Origin of the sequence: Sphingomonas sp., from assembly GCF_030145815.1 — a bacterium.
In the GTDB taxonomy this organism is placed as follows: domain Bacteria; phylum Pseudomonadota; class Alphaproteobacteria; order Sphingomonadales; family Sphingomonadaceae; genus Sphingomonas.
The window spans coordinates 17,947-33,377 of sequence record NZ_JAIXHL010000024.1; the positions used below are offsets into that span (position 1 = coordinate 17,947).

Genomic DNA, 15,431 nt, shown 5'->3' on the forward strand with positions numbered 1-15,431 from the left:
ACGCCCAATTTCCGGGCTTAACCCATGTTGCTGCTGCGAAGGAATTCGGGATGACGCGAACGTCGCCGTTATCGGACCGGGTCGATCACATCGCGCTGATCGGGAACTTCCTGCCCCGCAAATGCGGGCTGGCGACCTTCACCACCGACAGTTTTGAGGCGATGCGCAGCCGCTTCCCCGACATGCGGGTCGATGTCTATGCGATGGACGATCGCCCAGGCAGCTATGACTTTCCCAGCGCAGTGACCGCTACGATCCCACAGGACGACCGCGCCGCCTATCTCGACGCGGCCCGTGCCATTGATGCGTCGGGCGCGCAGGCGATCTGGGTCCAGCACGAATATGGCATTTATGGCGGGTCGGCCGGCGACCATCTGCTCGCGCTGCTCGACCGCAGCGGGCTGCCGGTGATCGCGACGCTGCACACGGTTCTGGAAGCACCGAACCCGGACGAGCGCCGGGTGATGGAGGCGCTGCTGCGCCGCGCCGCGCGGGTGATCGTGATGGCGGAGAAGGGACGCGATATTCTGCGCCGCGCGCATGGCGTCGATCCGCGCAAGGTGATGGTAATCCCGCATGGCGTCCCCGACCGCGCTTATGTCGTGCCGGACAGCATGAAGGGCCGCTTCGGCTGGGATGGGCAGCAGGTGATCCTGACCTTTGGTCTGCTCGCGCCGAGCAAGGGTATCGAGACGGTGATCGAGGCGCTACCCGCGATTGTCGAGCGCCATCCCGACGCACTCTACGTCATTCTGGGCGCGACCCACCCCAATCTGGTCGCGCATGAGGGAGAGGCGTATCGCGACCGGCTGCACGCACTCGCCGCGCAGCTCCGGGTCGAGCGGCACATCGCGTTCGTGAACGCCTTTGTCGAACAGGATGAACTGCTCGACTATCTGCAGGCGGCGGATATCTACGCGACCCCCTATCCCAATCCGGCTCAGATCACGTCGGGGACCCTGTCCTACGCCGTGGCGATGGGGAAGCCGGTGGTGTCCACCCCCTATGTCCATGCGACCGAGATCCTGGCCGACGATCATGGCGTACTGGTGCCGTTCGGCGACAGCGGTGCGTTCGCGCAGGCGATCGGCGCGTTGCTCGATGATGATGAAGCACGGTCTGCAATGGCGGAGCGGGCGTATCAGCGTGGGCGGACAATGATCTGGCCGCGGATCGCGGAGGCGGTCGCGGATCTGCTGGGTCAAGTCCGCGATACGCGCCCGCCGCGCATCACTCCGGGACCAGCGCAGCGTGCCAGCGTGCTGCCGACCGATTTTCGCGCGGTCGAGCGGATGAGCGACGCGACCGGCATGCTCCAGCATTCGATCTATGCCGTGCCCGACCGGCGCCATGGCTATTGCATCGATGACAATGCCCGCGCGCTGATCCTGATGCACCGCATCGACACGGTGGGTGACAGCGAACGCGACCGCTGGACCAGCGTCTATGCGGCGTTTGTCCAGTTCGCCTGGAACCCGGATACGCGTCGCTTCCGCAACTTCATGCGCTTCGATCGCAGCTGGTGCGAGGATGAAGGGTCGGAGGATTCGAACGGGCGTGCCTTGTGGGCGCTGGGCGTCACCGCCGCCGAAGCGCGCGACGCCAAGTATCGTGACTGGGGCCGCATCCTGTTCGACCAGACGGCGTCGATTGCGTTCGACTTTGGCAGCCCGCGTGCGCGCGCCTTTGCGATGCTGGGCGCAGCGGCGATGCTGGATGCGCATCCGGGGCATGCACTGTCGCGGACTTTGCTGGAGCGATTTGGCGATGAGTTGGTCGCATTGCTGGACGAAGCGCGGCGGCCCGAATGGGAATGGTTCGAGATCGTGCTCGCCTATGACAATGCCCGGCTGCCCGAGGCACTGATTCGCGCGGGGCGTGCGCTCGACCGGCCGGACTTCACCGCCTGCGGCCTGTCGACACTCGGCTGGATCGTCGGGCAGCAGACCTCGCCCGAGGGTCGGTTCCGCGCGATCGGGACCGAGAGTTTCGGGCGCCCCTATGCCGACCCTATGCCGTTCGATCAGCAGCCGCTGGAGGCGCAGGCGACCATTGATGCGTGTGGGGCCGCCTATCACGCGACGGATGACGCACGCTGGGTCGACGAGGCGCAGCGCGCCTATCGCTGGTATCTGGGGCAGAACGATCTCGACCTGCCGCTCGCCAGCACCGCCGATGGCGGGTGTTTCGACGGGCTTACGCCGCACGGGCTGAACCGGAATCAGGGGGCGGAATCGATTCTTGCGCTGCAATTGGCGAGTTGCGCGATGACCGATCTGTTGCAGCGCACGCAAAACATGGCAGTTAGGGCACAAGCCGTCGCTTAGGGAAACCGGACGGCACAGCGCAGTTCGGCCCCGGGGGACGCATGATCGATCTTTACCACCATCCCTTGCGCCTGCGCGCCGACCCGTCGCGCGTCGTCGTCCGCCCGTTTCATATCGCCTGGCAGTCGGTGAACGGCGCACCCTCGCGCATGGAACGACTGGTGCGCGCGGTGCTCGACATGTCGCCCGGCGAGGCGCGCGGCCAGCTCGACGCGGTGCTCAAGGATTTCGAGGCGCGCCACTGGCAGACACGGCGTGTGTTCATGACCCGCTATGACGAGATCGAGGCGCAGATGGGTCTTGATGGCGCGAACATCGGGGATGAGAAGCGTCAGCTGATCGGCGCCTATTTCTGTCACGAATATAGCTATGCTGCGGCGGCGCTGATGAACCCCAGCGCGGTGCCGCATTACGACCAGTCGGGGATGCCCAAGGGCAGCCTGCGCATCCTGATGAGCCTGCGCGCGGTGGGAGAGGGGCATATCTCCTCGGTCGCCTTTCGTGAGGGGATCATCACCGACACCAATGACATGACGCTCGCGCCCGAGCCGCCCTTTGCCACCGCGGCGGACACGTTCGGGGACGAGAATGATGTGCCCGAGGGCGCGGTCACGGTGCATCGCCACCGCGATTCGACGTTGTCCGGCACGTTGCTGTTCCCGATCACCCGCGCACAGTCCAACGGGCTGGAGGATATGCGCCTGACGCATTTCCGCCACGACGATGGCAGCGAGGAATGGCTGGGCACCTACACCGCCTATAACGGGTCGCAGATCCAGTCGGAGATGCTGCGCACGCGCGACTGGCGCGCGTTCGACCTGGTGCCGATGACCGGAAGCGCCGCGCGCAACAAGGGCATGGGCCTGTTCCCGCGCAAGGTGAACGGCAAATACATGATGATCGGTCGGCAGGACGGGGAGAATATCTTCCTGATCGAATCCGACCGCCTGACCCATTGGGACGAAGGGGTGAAGCTGATCACGCCCAAATTCCCGTGGGAGCTGGTCCAGATGGGCAATTGCGGCCCGCCGATCGAGCTGGAAGAGGGCTGGCTGATGCTGACCCATGGCGTCGGCGCGATGCGCAAATATTCGATCGGCGCGGCGTTACTCGACAAGGACGACCCGTCGAAGGTGATCGGGCGGACGAGTGCGCCGATCCTGGCCGCGGCGAGTGAGGATCGCGAGGGTTATGTCCCCAACGTCGTCTATTCGTGCGGGGCGATCCGCCACGGGGACTCGATCTTCATCCCCTATGGCGTTGCGGACAGCTCGGTGGCGTTCGCGTTCGTGTCGATCAAGTCGTTGCTGGCGGTGATGTAGGGGCGGCGTTACCGCCCCTTGAACAACCCACCGAGAATCCCGCGGACGATCCCGCCGACGACGCTGGCACCGACGCCGGATTTCTTGCCGAAGATCGCCTTGGACACCTCACCCGCCACCGCGCGGCCGGCGGCGGAGGAGGCGGACTGGGTCGCGGATTTGACCGCGCGGTTCCATGGGTTGTTCGCTGCCTCGCGCTCGGCCTTGCGGCGGGCGGCTTCTTCCAGCCGTGCCTGACGGTCGGCTTCGCGCTGCGCGGCGAGGCGCTGGCGTTCGGCTTCCTTGGCGGCACGGGCATCTTCCTTGGCCTGGGCGAGCGCGGCCTTCTCGGCTTCGTCGGCAGCCTTGGCTTCGGCGGCGGCGGCCGAAGCTTCGGTCGCCTTGGCGGCGAGCAGTTCTTCGGCTGATTCGCGGTCGACGCGCGCGTCGTATTTGGCACCGACCAGATCGGTTTCGATCAGGATCTTGCGCTCCTCCGGCGTCACCGGGCCGACGCGGCCGCGCGGCGGCTTGATCAGCGTGCGCTGGACCGGGGAGGGCGCGCCATCGGCCATCAGCACCGATACCAGCGCCTCTCCGACCTTTAGTTCAGTGATCGCGGTTTCGACATTCAGATTGGGATTGGCGCGGAAGGTTTCGGCCGCCGCCTTGATCGCCTTTTGCTCGCGCGGGGTGAAAGCGCGCAGCGCGTGCTGGACGCGGTTGCCGAGCTGACCGGCGACATCCTCGGGAATGTCGATCGGGTTCTGCGTCACGAAATAGACGCCGACGCCCTTGGACCGGATCAGGCGGACGACCTGTTCGACCTTGTCGAGCAGCGCCTTGGGTGCTTCCTCGAATAGCAGATGCGCCTCGTCGAAGAAGAAGACGAGCTTGGGCTTGTCCGGGTCGCCGACTTCAGGGAGCGATTCGAACAGTTCGGACAGTAGCCACAGGAGGAAGGTGGCGTAGAGTCGGGGCGATGCCATGAGCTTGTCGGCGGCGAGGATGTTGACCACGCCATGGCCGTTATCGTCGGTCTTGATGAAATCCTGAATCGACAGTGCCGGTTCGCCGAAGAAGTGCGCGCCGCCCTGGCTGCGCAGCTGGAGCAATTGCCGCTGGATTGCGCCGACGCTGGTCTTGGCGACATTGCCGTAGCGGGCGCTCAGTTCATCGGCACGCTCGCTGCATGCGGCCAGCATCGCCTGAAGATCGTCGAGGTCGAGCAACAGCAGGCCATCATCGTCGGCGACCTGAAAGGCGATGGCGAGCACGCCTTCCTGCGTGTCGTTGAGGCCCAGCAAGCGCGCGAGCAGCAGCGGCCCCATCTCCGATACGGTGGTGCGGACGGGATGGCCCTGCTCGGCGAACAGGTCCCAGAACTGCACCGGGGCGGCGGCATACGCCCAGTCGCTCTCGCCAATTTCGGCGGCGCGCTTGCTGAATGGTTCGTGGGTTTTGGCGGTCGGCGACCCGGCCATCGCGATGCCGGAGAGATCGCCCTTCACGTCCGCCGCGAACACCGGAACGCCAGCGCGGCTGAAGCTTTCAGCGAGACCCTGGAGAGTCACGGTCTTGCCAGTGCCAGTGGCTCCGGCGATCAGGCCGTGGCGATTGGCCCGTTTGAGCACGAGCGCCTGCCGCTCGCCGCCGCCAAGGCCAATGAACAGATCGACTTCACCCGACATGCTGCGCTCCCGATGGTCAGGAGCGCAGCATTAGGGAGAATGCGTCTGGAGGCCAGCCCCTATCAGCGGGCGAATTCGACCGCGCGATAGGTGCCGACACCGCCGCGTGCCATGATGTAGAGCACGACCGATTCCGCGCCCGATGCCTTGGCCGCGTTGACCAGACGGGTGAAGTCGGCCGGGGTCTCGATCGGCTGGCGGTTGACCGAGGTGATGACGAGGCCGCGCGTCAGCTGTTTCTGCGCCGCATCGCTTGCCGGATCGACGCCGACGATGACGACGCCCTTGGTCGCCGGATCAACGCCGATGGTGCGCGCGATCTGGGGCGTCAGCGCCGTCACGCTGATACCCAGCGATGCCGGACCCTGGGTCGCCTCATCGCCACCGGGTGCGCCTTCGTCGGCGTCGGGGTCAAAGCCGCCGAGCTGCTCCTCGGGCGGACGCTTGCCGACGGTGACCTGGACCGTCACCGGCTTGCCGTCGCGGATCAGCTCGACCGCGATGCGCGTGCCGGGGCGGACATTGGCGGCGAGGTAGGACAGGGTCTGGTCGGGGGTCACATCCTTGCCATCGACCTTGACGATGACGTCACCCTGCTTGATCCCGGCCTTGGCCGCCGCCTCGCCCGGCTCGACGCGGCTGATCAGCTCGCCCTTGCCCTTGGGCACGCCGAACGACTTGGCAAGATCATCGGTCAGCGGCTGGATGCCGACGCCGAGATAACCGCGCTCGACGCTGGCACCCTTCATCAACGTATCGATGATCGGCTTGGCCTCCGACGAGGGGATGGCGAAGCCGATACCGACATTGCCACCGGTCGGCGACAGGATCTGCGAATTGATGCCGATGACGTTGCCATTGAGGTCGAACAACGGACCGCCGGAATTGCCGCGGTTGATCGAGGCATCGGTCTGAATGAAGCGGTCGAGCGGGCCGCCCTGTCCGGTCGCGCGGTGCAGCGCCGAGATGATGCCTGCGGTCACCGACCCGCCGAGGCCGAACGGGTTGCCGATCGCAACCACCCAGTCACCCGCGCGCGCACGGTCCGAATCGCCGAACTTGACGAAGGGCAGGTTGGTGCCCTCGATCTTGAGCACGGCGAGGTCGGTGGCGGGATCGCGGCCCACCAGCTTGGCCGTATATTCGCGGCGATCGGCCAGCGTCACCTTGATCGACTCCACCACCGCGCCGCGCTGGCCAGCCGAAATCACGTGATTGTTGGTGACGACGTAGCCATCGGCCGAGATCAGGAAGCCCGAGCCGAGCGATTCGGCCTGACGCGTGACCGGACGGCCACCGCCGCCCTGTTGCCCGCCGAACAGGTCGCCGAACGGGGTGCCGGCAAACGGGTTGGTCTGGACCTGCACGCGCTGGGTGGTCGAGATGTTGACCACTGCGGGCTGAAGCTTCGCGACCATGTCGGCAAAGCTCATCGGCGCGCCCGCGCGGGGCACAGCGGCCTGGATTGCGCCGGGTTCGTTCTGCGCGGTCTGCGCGCCGGCGGGGTTCTGCATGACGAGCGCCGCGCTCGCGCCACCGATCAGGAGCGCGGAAGTGATCGCATAGGCATAGCGCACGGGAGTGGTTCCTTTGGTCATCTGGCCCTTGGAGTTGCGGCCCGGTCCGGGCGTAGGTTCGGTCATCGGTGTATTACTCGCCTGAAATAGCTGAACGGCGATTGAATATGAACGAACCGACAGCCGTTGGGGTCCGGATCATTCCTGACGCGCCGAAGCCGGGGCCTTAACGGCCCTGGCCCCGGAACTCGCGCAGATAGTCATTGTCCGGCGACAGAATGATCGACGTTTCGCCCATCGCATCGCGGCCATTGCCGATGAAGGTGGTGCGATAGGACTGCATCGCGCGCCAGAAATCGTAGAATTGCGGATCCTTGTTGAACGCAGTCGCATAGATTTCCGCCGCCTTCGCATCCGCCTCGGCGCGGATGATCTGGGCGTCCTTCTGACCATTGGCGCGGATCGTCGTCGCCTCCTGCTCACGCGCGGTGCGCATCCGCTGCAACGCCGAATCGAGCGGGCTGCCCTCGGGCAGATTGGCCTGCTTGATCCGGACGTCGACGATCTCGACGCCATACTGGCTGGCATAACGCTGCAGACCGGCCTGGATATTGTCCATCACCGCCGTCCGCTCAGGGCTGAGCAGCGAGGCAAAGGTGCGCTTGCCAAGCTCGGCGCGCAGAGCCGATCCGAACAGCGGCTGGAGCTGGTCGGCGACGCGGCGCTCGGTCCCGGCGGTCACCACCATGCGCAGCGGATCGACGACGCGGAAGCGGGCAAAGGCGTCGACCTCAAGCCGCAGCTGATCGGTCGAGAGTACCGGCTGGTTCTCCAACTCGATGTCGAGCACGCGCTTGTCCACCCACACGACACGCTGGATGAAGGGCACCTTGATCTGCACACCGGCGCCGGTGTTGCGACCGAATTGCTCGCCCGGCTGATACTGGTTGATCGTCCGCACTGGCTGTTCGAGCTGCAGGATCACCGCCTGCTTGGTCTCATCGACCACGAACACGGTATTGAGCAGGACGAACAGCAACGCGAGGGCGAGGCCGCCGAACAGGACGGGGCGGGTGACGATGGCGTTCACTGTGCGCCTCCCTGCTGCTGCGCTTGCTGGGCCGGTTGCGCCTGCTGACCTTGCTGAACCTGGGGCTGGGCGGGATTGCCGCGTGCCGCCGGGAGCGGAAGATAGGGGGTCACGCCGCGCGTCTCGACAACGGTCTTGTTCGACTTGGCCAGCACCGCCTCCATGGTTTCGTAATACAAGCGGCGACGGGTCACTTCGGGCGCGAGCTTATACTGCTCGTAAATCTTGTCGAACTGCGCGGCCTGACCCTGGGCCAGCGCGGTGACCTGCTGGGCGTAGGCGCGGGCCTGATTGCGGGCACCCTCCGACTCCTGCTGCGCCGCAGTCACCTGCTTGAACGCTTCATCCACCGCCGCCGGGGCGGAGGCGTTCTTGATCGACACGCCGCGCACGCGCACGCCGGAGTTATATTCGTCGAGGATCGCCTGCATCGCCTGCTGCACCCGCGCCTCGATCACGGTGCGGCCGGGGCCGATCGCTTCGTTGAGCGTGACGCCGGCCACCGCGGCGCGCATCGCACTTTCCGCCGTCGCGCGGACGGTGGTCGTCGGCTCGGCGATCTGGAAGACGAAATCCTCCGGATTGGCGATGTCCCAGCGGACCGCATAGGCCAGGTCGACGATGTTCTGATCCTGGGTCAGCATCAGATTCTCGCCATTGCCCTGCGGGAAATCCTCGTTGGTGATCTTCTGGACGTTGACCTTGGTCACCGTCGCGATCGGGGCAGGCATGGTCATGCCGATGCCCGGCTCCATCGTATAGGCATAGCGGCCGAACAGCTTCACCACGCCGCGCTGCTCGGGGGTGATGACATGCACGCTGGTAAAGGCGATCCAAGCCAGTACCAGCAGCCCGGCCGCGACCAGCACGATCCGGCGGCTGGGCATGCCGGTCGGCAGCCCGCCGCGGCCACCGCCGCCGCCGCTTCCGCCGCCACCGCCCTTGCGCGCGCGCTTCAGGAAATCGTCGAGGCTGCTGACGTTGGATTTGCCGCCACGTTTACCCTCGGGCGGGAATGCCCAGGGGTTGCGCGGGCCACCGCCATTGCCGCCGTCCGCGCCGCCCTTGTCGTCGCTTCCGCTCCCGCTGCCCCAGGGGCCTTTGTTCTCATTCCACAGCACGCCGCCGGTTCCGGCAATGCGTGCGATCCAGCCATTCAATCTCGCCATATCAGCCTTTATAGGGACCGCGCGGCGGATTTACAGTGGCACCGATCGAAAGCCGTCCTATGTCGCGCGGCATGATCGATCAGAGCGAACTTCAGGCAATCCTCGCCCCCATCGCCGCCGGGCGCGCCACCGTGCGGGTCGACGGCGCGCGTGCCAGCATCATCCTTGACGTCACCGGGCTGCCGGAGGCGGCGCAGGATGCGCTGGAGGCCGATCTGCGCGCTGCCGCGTCGGTGCCGGGGATTGACGAGGTGCGAATCGCGCGCACCGCCCAGCGGGTCAACCGCCGCCTGATCGCGGTGGCGAGCGGCAAGGGTGGGGTGGGCAAGTCCACCGTTTCTGCGAATCTCGCCATCGCGCTGGCGCGGGCGGGGCGGAAGGTCGGGCTGGTCGATGCTGATATCTATGGCCCGTCGCAGCCCAAGCTGATGGGAGTCGAAGGGCGGAAACCGGTCGCGCATGACAAGAAGCTGGTGCCGCTCGCGACCGCCTATGGCGTGCCGCTGCTGTCGATGGGCGGGCTGGTCGAGGAAGGGCAGGCGATCGCCTGGCGCGGGCCGATGGCGGCGGGCGCGCTGACCCAGCTGGTCGATGCCAATTGGGGCGCGGCGGATACGCTGGTGCTCGACCTGCCGCCCGGTACCGGCGACGTCCAGCTGACGATGATCCAGAAGCACCGCCCGGCGGGCGCGGTGATCGTCTCGACCCCGCAGGATCTGGCGCTGATCGATGCGACGCGCGCGATCGACCTGTTCGCTAAGGCCGGCATTCCGGTGATCGGGATCGTCGAGAATATGGCCGGCTACGCCTGCCCGCATTGCGGCGAGGTGTCGGACCCGTTCGGGCGCGGCGGGGCGGAGGCGGCGGCGGAGCGGTTGGGCGTGCCGTTCCTTGGGCGCATCCCGCTCGACATCGCGATTCGCACCGCTTCGGACGCAGGCGCGCCCCCAGCTGCCGGGAACGGGGTCGAGGGCGCGGCGTTTGCCGAGGTGGCCGGGAAGGTTGCTGCCTGGCTGGAGACACAGAAAGGCTGACCCATGCCCCTCACCAATGACGCCGACATCAAGGCGCTGCTCGAAGGCGCGCGGACGATCGCGCTGGTCGGGGCAAGCGACAGGCCGGATCGGCCGAGCTATCGGGTGATGGCGATGCTGCAGGACCATGGCTATCGCGTCATTCCGGTCAATCCGCAGATCACCGGCGAGCATCTGCACGGCGAGTTCGTGTTCCGGGAGCTCGCCCAGATTGGCGAGCCGATCGATATTGTCGACATCTTCCGCCGACCGATCGCGGCTGGTGAGGCGGTGGATGAGGCGATTGCGGTGGGGGCCAAGGCCGTGTGGATGCAGCTTGGCGTCATCAACGAAGACGCCGCCGCGCGGGCCGAGGTGGCGGGGTTGATGGTGGTGATGGACCGCTGTCCGGCGATTGAAATTCCCCGGCTAGGTGTCGCCAAGATCGTGCAGGGTGGCGACTAGCCGGTCGACGTCACGGGCGTCGTGGTAGAGTCCGAAGCCGATCCGCAGCACATCGCCGCGGACATCGGTGATGATGTCTTGATCCATCAGCGCGGCTTTCCATGTCGGGGCTTGCGATGAACGCAGCGCGAGGAAGCGGGCGCGCGGGTCGCTGCCGGGGTTGAGCAATTCTGCGTCGGCGAGGCGCGTTTCGGGTAGGGCGGCGAGGAGCTGTTCGCGGAGCGGTGCGATATGCGCGTTGATCGCTGCAGTGCTCAGCCCCTCCTCGGCCAGCATGTCGCGGACGGCGACGAGGCGATAGAGGCCGCTTGGGTCGAACGTCGACCCCATGAAGCGCATCGCATCGGCGGCATAGCCGATCCGGCCGGGCGGCGGGGCTTCGAGATCGGCGAATTCGGCATACCAGCCGGTGATTTCCGGGCGCGGGCCGAAGCCGGGCGGGCAGTGGAGGAAGGCGACGCCTTCCCCCGCCATGGCGTATTTGTACCCGCCGGCGGTGTAGAAGATGCGGTCGGCAACCACCGACAGGTCGGTCTCCATCGCCATGAAGCCGTGATAGCCGTCGACTACGACCCATGGCCCGTCGGGTTGGGCCAGCGCGGCAAGCTCGCCCACGGCCGCGAACACCGCGCCCGTCTCGAACATCACCTGGCTCACGAAGATCAGGTCGTGCGTCCCCTCCCGCGCCGCAGCAATGAAGCGAGCGTCGAAGTCAGGCCCGCGCGCCACCGTGTCGAGCGCAATCCGGCCGCTTTCGATCCAGCGCTGCGCCTGGCGGCGGAAGCTGTGAAACTCGCCGTCGCTGGCGAGGATGCGGAGCGGGCGCTCGCTGCGGGCGGAGACGATGCGCAGGATCAGGTCGTGCGTGTTTCCTGCGAACACGACTGAAGCGGGATCGGGCAGCACCAGTTCGGCCGCGACATGCGCCTGCGCGGCGGGCCAGATCTCGCCCATCACCCGGTCCCATTTGCGGTCGGCGAGCCGGGCGGCGTCCTGCCATGCCGCCTGATGACCGACGAACGAGGCATCGGGCCAGAGGTGGTGGCTGTGCGCCGCGAAGTGCAGTCGGTCGGGGGCTGCGGCGATGGAGCGCTGGAAGAGGTGCTTGTAAGACGTCACAGCAGCGTCCGCAGCGACCAGAGTTCGGGGAAGGCGCGCTTGGTCAGGGTCGACGTAAGGTAGGACGCGCCTGGGGTGCCGCCGGTGCCGGGCTTCATGCCGATCACGCGGGTGACGGTCAGCACATGCTTGTGCCGCCATGTAGCGAGGGCGTCGTCGATATCGACCAGCTTTTCGGCGAGCTGGTACAGCTCCCAATGCGTTCCCGGCTCGCGATAGACGTGCGCCCATGCGGCTTCGACTTGCGGATCGGCGTCATAGGGCTTGGCCCAGTCGCGGTTCAGCGCGGATTCCGGCAGGCCGAACCCGGCGCGGGCGAGCGCGGCATTGGCCTCATCCCACAGGCTCGGTGCGGCACCGTAACGCTCGGTCAGCGGCCCCGGCACCCCGCCGCCGCGCACCCCCAGCAGGGTTTCGACCGCGCGAAACTGGTCCGACTGGAACCCGCTGCTCGATCCGAGGACATCGCGGAAGCGGGTATAGTCGCTCGGCGTCATCGTGGTCAGGATTTCCCACGACAGCGTCATCACCGCCTGAATCCGGCTGACCCGCGCCAGCCCCTTATACGCCTCGACCAGACGGTCACCGCGCACCAGGTCGAGCGCGACCTCGAGCTCGGCAATCATCTGCTTGAGCCACAGTTCCTTGGTCTGGTGGATGACGATGAACAGCAGTTCGTCATGCTCGTCCGAAATCGGATGCTGTGCGCTCAGCAGCTGGTCGAGCGCGAGGTAGCGCCCATAGGTCATCGGGTCGGTCATGCCGGTGTCAGCCGGGGCGGGGGACGGGGTTGGTCGCATGCGATACGGGTTAGCGCATCGCATGCCGTGTAGGAAAACCGTTTCTGCGCCCCGCGCGCCGATCAATCCCGCAGCAGTTCGTTGATTCCGGTCTTGCTGCGGGTCTGGGCGTCGACCGTCTTGACGATCACCGCGCAATAGAGGCCGGGGCCGCCGTCCGTGCCGTGGAGGGTGCCGGGGACGACGACCGCATAGGGCGGCACTTCGCCGCGATAGATGTGGCCGGTGGCGCGGTCGACGATCTTGGTGCTGGCGCCCAAATAGACGCCCATCGAGAGGACCGCACCTTCGCCGACGCGGACGCCTTCGGCGACTTCGGCGCGCGCGCCGATGAAGGCGCCGTCGCCGATGATCACCGGATCGGCCTGAAGCGGTTCGAGCACGCCGCCGATGCCGACTCCGCCGGAGAGGTGGACGTTCTTGCCGATCTGCGCGCAGCTGCCGACGGTCGCCCAGGTATCGACCATCGTGCCTTCACCGACGAACGCGCCGATGTTCACGAAGCTGGGCATCAGCACGACGTTGCGGCCGATATGCGCGCCGTGACGCACCACGCTGCCCGGGACCTGACGGAAGCCCGCGGCGCGGAAGGTGGCGTCGTCCCAGCCGGCGGTCTTGAGCGGCACCTTGTCGAAGCCGCCCGCCATCACCGCGTTGTCGTTGAGGCGGAAGGAGAGGAGCACGGCCTTTTTGAGCCACTGATTGACCTGCCAGCCACCGTCCACCGGCTCGGCGACGCGCGCGGCACCGCTGTCGAGCAGATTGAGCGCCTCGGCCACTGCGTCGCGCACCGCGCCGGTGGTGGCGAGCGAGATGTTGGCGCGGTCTTCCCAGGCGGCGTCGATCGTGGCGGCGAGGTCGGTCATGGATGCTCCTGAATGGTTTCGAGCCAGTGGCAGATGTCGTGGGTGATGAAGTCGATGAAGCTGCGGTCGGCGTCAGGCGCCTGTTCGGAGCCATTGTCGACCCAGACGGTGGTCATCCCGATCGCCTTGGCGGGCGCGAGGTTGCGCGCCATGTCCTCGACGAACAGCGCCCGTTTCGGGTCGATGCGGTACGCCTCGCACACGCTGGCATAGGCGTGGGGGTGCGGCTTTGGGTGGTAGCTGCTGGCGTGGACGTCGTGGATCGCCTCGAAATGCTCGCGGATGCCGAGACGGTCGAGCACCTTCTCGGCATAGGGCGCATCGGCGTTGGTGAAGACGATCTTGCGGCCCGGCAGCTTTGCGATCGCGGCGGCGAGCGGGGCGTTGTGTTCGAGCACATCCATCTCGATGTCGTGGACGTCGGCGAGGTACTCGTAAGGATCGACGCCATGATCGGCCATCAGCCCGGCGAGTGTAGTGCCGTGGCTGATGAAATAGTCCTTCTGCACCCGGTGCGCGGTGTCGGGATCGAGGTTGAGCAGCCGCGCGACATAGGCGCCGATCCGCGCATTCATCTGCGGAAACAGGTCGGCGCTGCCCGGATAGAGCGTGTTGTCGAGGTCGAACAACCAGGCGTCGATATGGGCGAGGTCGGGGCGCATGGCCGGGCGTTTAGGGGGGATGGCGGCGCAGGGGAAGAAGGAGAAAGTTGGCGCGCACAAAGGCACGAAGCCGCCCCAGGCTGTGGTGGAGGGGCGGCTGCGCGGGCAGCCGTGGACAGCTCGGCAAAATTCCGCCCTCTGCGAGGGCGGCCCCTCCGTCAGCGCTTCGCGCTGCCACCTCCCCCAGCAAGCTGGGGGAGGAATTGGTTGGCCTTTGCCAAGTCCATCTTGAGGTGCAAAACGCAACCGGCCTTCCCATCTCCCGGTCATGACAGCCTATTCCCTGCTCGACCTCGTCCCGATCCTTCAGGGCGGGACTGCCAGCCAGTCCTTTGCCAACGCCGCTGACCTTGCGCGCCATGCCGAGGCCGAAGGGTTCTCGCGTTACTGGGTCGCCGAGCATCACGGCATGGCCGGCATCGCGAGTGCCGCGACGGCGGTGGTGATTGCGCATGTCGGCGCGGCGACTTCAACGATCCGGGTCGGCGCGGGCGGGATCATGTTGCCCAACCATGCGCCGTTGGTGATCGCCGAACAGTTCGGCACGCTCGACGCGCTGTTCCCGGGGCGGATCGACCTGGGGCTGGGGCGTGCGCCGGGGAGCGACATGACGGTGGCGCGGGCGCTGCGGCGGACGCTGGAGAGCAGCCCCGATGGCTTCCCGCGCGATGTGATGGAGCTGCAAAGCTATTTCGCCGATGACGGCCAGACCGGCATCCGCGCAGTGCCGGGCGGCGGGGCGAAACCGGAATTGTGGATATTGGGATCGAGCCTGTACGGCGCGCAGCTCGCGGCGGCATTGGGGCTGCCCTATGCCTTCGCGTCGCACTTTGCGCCGTCCGCGCTGGACGAGGCGCTGGAGGTATATCGGCGTCAGTTCCGGCCCTCGGCGGTGCTCGACCGGCCCTATGCCATGGCTGGCTTCAACGTCTTTGCCGCCGATACCGATGCCGAGGCCGAGTTGCTCGCCAGCTCGATGCAGCAGGCGTTTGTCGCACTGCGCACCACCGGGACCGGGGTGCCCCTGCCGCCGCCGGTGCCCGGCTATCGCGACAGCCTGCCGCCCCAGGCGCGGGCGATGCTGGACCATGTGCTGGAGTGCACCGCGATCGGCGGGCCGGAGGCGATCCGCGCGGGGCTGAAGGGGTACATCGCGCGCACCGGGGTGGATGAGGTGATGCTGACCAGCTCGATCTTCGACCGTGACGCGCGCAAAAAGAGCCTGTCGATCGCCGCCGCCGCGATGCGCCATCTGGCCGCCTGAATCCCGCCTGAATTAGCCGCCACCACGGGGAGCGGGGGCTGTTCAGGGGGCTGAACGAGGGAGTTGTCGGCACATGTCCGCATCCAAGCCAGCCATCAGATGCCATCTCGGCATCCACCGTCCGCGCCGCCGCGACCGTCCCGGCCG

Annotated in this window: 13 protein-coding genes; 5 read left to right on the forward strand and 8 right to left on the reverse strand. The window is 66.8% G+C overall.

The window, feature by feature from the left end; translation table 11 throughout:
- The first annotated feature begins 50 nt into the window (after positions 1-50).
- Positions 51-2,327 (forward strand): glycosyltransferase family 4 protein, encoded by a 2,277-nt coding sequence (locus KYX69_RS18230; protein ID WP_300499870.1) that lies wholly within the window; start codon positions 51-53, stop codon positions 2,325-2,327.
- A gap of 41 nt (positions 2,328-2,368) precedes the next feature.
- A complete protein-coding gene (locus tag KYX69_RS18235) occupies positions 2,369-3,649 on the forward strand; it encodes a glycoside hydrolase family 130 protein (RefSeq protein ID WP_300499873.1) in 1,281 nt (426 codons plus the stop codon).
- A gap of 8 nt (positions 3,650-3,657) precedes the next feature.
- Here KYX69_RS18235 and KYX69_RS18240 read toward each other — a convergent pair whose 3' ends face one another.
- The 4 genes from KYX69_RS18240 to hflK form a co-directional block, all read right to left on the reverse strand.
- Complete coding sequence (locus tag KYX69_RS18240; RefSeq protein ID WP_300499874.1) at positions 3,658-5,319, reverse strand: helicase HerA-like domain-containing protein; 1,662 nt, start codon at positions 5,317-5,319, stop codon at positions 3,658-3,660.
- 62 nt (positions 5,320-5,381) lie between these two features.
- Entirely contained in the window at positions 5,382-6,896 is a 1,515-nt protein-coding gene (locus KYX69_RS18245) for a Do family serine endopeptidase (RefSeq protein ID WP_300499974.1), read from the reverse strand.
- A gap of 166 nt (positions 6,897-7,062) precedes the next feature.
- Positions 7,063-7,926, reverse strand: a complete 864-nt coding sequence (gene hflC, locus KYX69_RS18250; protein WP_300499877.1) for a protease modulator HflC — start codon at positions 7,924-7,926, stop codon at positions 7,063-7,065.
- The gene (hflK, locus tag KYX69_RS18255) at positions 7,923-9,095 is read right to left on the reverse strand and encodes an FtsH protease activity modulator HflK (RefSeq protein WP_300499880.1); all 1,173 of its coding nucleotides are present in this window, start codon (positions 9,093-9,095) and stop codon (positions 7,923-7,925) included. Before hflK ends, hflC begins: the two co-directional genes overlap by 4 nt.
- 71 nt (positions 9,096-9,166) lie before the next feature.
- On the opposite strand from hflK, the gene KYX69_RS18260 reads away from it, so the two are divergent.
- Entirely contained in the window at positions 9,167-10,129 is a 963-nt protein-coding gene (locus KYX69_RS18260) for a P-loop NTPase (RefSeq protein ID WP_300499883.1), read from the forward strand.
- A gap of 3 nt (positions 10,130-10,132) precedes the next feature.
- Positions 10,133-10,573 (forward strand): CoA-binding protein, encoded by a 441-nt coding sequence (locus tag KYX69_RS18265; protein ID WP_300499886.1) that lies wholly within the window; start codon positions 10,133-10,135, stop codon positions 10,571-10,573.
- On the opposite strand, the gene KYX69_RS18270 is transcribed toward KYX69_RS18265, so the two are convergent.
- The 4 genes from KYX69_RS18270 to KYX69_RS18285 form a co-directional block, all read right to left on the reverse strand.
- Positions 10,538-11,692, reverse strand: a complete 1,155-nt coding sequence (locus KYX69_RS18270) for a class V aminotransferase (protein ID WP_300499888.1) — start codon at positions 11,690-11,692, stop codon at positions 10,538-10,540. The two genes, KYX69_RS18265 and KYX69_RS18270, sit on opposite strands and share 36 nt — an antisense overlap.
- On the reverse strand, positions 11,689-12,453 hold the full coding sequence (locus KYX69_RS18275; protein ID WP_300499977.1) for a tryptophan 2,3-dioxygenase family protein: 765 nt from the start codon (positions 12,451-12,453) through the stop codon (positions 11,689-11,691). The genes KYX69_RS18270 and KYX69_RS18275 overlap by 4 nt, the downstream gene beginning before the upstream one ends.
- A gap of 101 nt (positions 12,454-12,554) precedes the next feature.
- Positions 12,555-13,358, reverse strand: coding sequence for a 2,3,4,5-tetrahydropyridine-2,6-dicarboxylate N-succinyltransferase (gene dapD, locus KYX69_RS18280; protein WP_300499890.1), 804 nt, complete (start codon positions 13,356-13,358; stop codon positions 12,555-12,557).
- Entirely contained in the window at positions 13,355-14,020 is a 666-nt protein-coding gene (locus KYX69_RS18285; RefSeq protein ID WP_300499893.1) for a pyrimidine 5'-nucleotidase, read from the reverse strand. Before KYX69_RS18285 ends, dapD begins: the two co-directional genes overlap by 4 nt.
- A gap of 268 nt (positions 14,021-14,288) precedes the next feature.
- Here KYX69_RS18285 and KYX69_RS18290 point away from each other — a divergent pair, with 268 nt between their 5' ends.
- A complete protein-coding gene (locus KYX69_RS18290; RefSeq protein ID WP_300499895.1) occupies positions 14,289-15,284 on the forward strand; it encodes an LLM class flavin-dependent oxidoreductase in 996 nt (331 codons plus the stop codon).
- The last annotated feature ends 147 nt before the right edge of the window (positions 15,285-15,431 follow it).